This window comes from bacterium (genome assembly GCA_009926305.1).
Taxonomy (GTDB): domain Bacteria; phylum Bdellovibrionota_C; class UBA2361; order UBA2361; family RFPC01; genus RFPC01.
The window spans coordinates 1-1,081 of the sequence record RFPC01000268.1; the positions used below are offsets into that span (position 1 = coordinate 1).

Genomic DNA, 1,081 nt, shown 5'->3' on the forward strand with positions numbered 1-1,081 from the left:
AATCTCCTGATACTCCTGCTCTACCTGATCAAGGATGGCATACAACCGTCCTCGCTCATCCTCAGAGTTAACGTGTGGATTTTCAGGCAACCGCTCTCGAAGCATACTGAGCAACATAAACGGACTTAAAAACCGCTTTGATTCCTCGGTATCACTCACAAGACACGCTGCCACAGTGTCTTGAATAAATCGAGGAGATATCCCGTGATGCCCCTCACGTGGAGCGGCTTCTTGAAGCTCTCGAACGCTCTGCTCAGTGTACCCTGCAACAGCTTCTCCATTGTAGAGCCTCATCTTTTGAAGTGCGCTCAGCCCACCTTTTTTAGGCTCATCGAGTCTCGAACATACAGCAAACATCGCTGCCACCTCCATAGTATGCGGTGCAATGTGTCGACCAGTACGCTCTGCTGTAAAATCCTTTTCATAGATCCTACGCTCATCTTTGAGAGTCAAGACATACGGAATATCTATCTTAAGAGATCGATCTCTTAGCGCCTCTTGAAACCTATCTGTTTGAAGCTTCTCATACTCTGCTTCGTTTGTGTGACCGAGCAACACGGTATCGATCTCAGTTTGAGAGAATTTTTTAGGCTTAATCATCCTCTCTTGTGTTGCGGTTAATAGCTCGTAGAGAAACTCTCGTTCAAGTTTTAACACCTCGATAAACTCGGCGATTCCACGGTTTGCCCTACACAATTCACCATCAAAACTAAACGCTCGTGGATCAGAATCAACGCCAAACTCTGCTAATTTGCGGTAGTTAATATCCCCTGTAAGCTCGGCTGTGTCTTGTCCTTTCGGATCCTTAGGTTGAAACGTAGTAATACCTGTACGATCTTCCTCCGACACTATTACTCGCTTCACAACTACGTGGTCGAGCACCTTATCCACGTCTCCATCGTATGTGCGCAGGAGCTCTTGAATTCTAAATCTGCTCGCGGGATCGAGACCTCCGTTGATTTGCACTTTACTATCACTATCCGCTTTTCCATCATTAAAGACACTCAAGAAACTGGCGCGGATCGACTGAGGGATGACGCTCAAAGGATCAACATTCATCGGCGAGAATTCAATTTCCCCT

At 46.5% G+C, this 1,081-nt stretch carries 1 protein-coding gene; it reads right to left on the reverse strand.

Annotated features, from left to right (window positions below):
• On the reverse strand, window positions 1-1,059 hold a 1,059-nt coding region (locus EBR25_14440), incomplete at its 3' end, for a serine protein kinase (GenBank protein ID NBW42168.1).
• Window positions 1,060-1,081 lie beyond the last annotated feature (22 nt).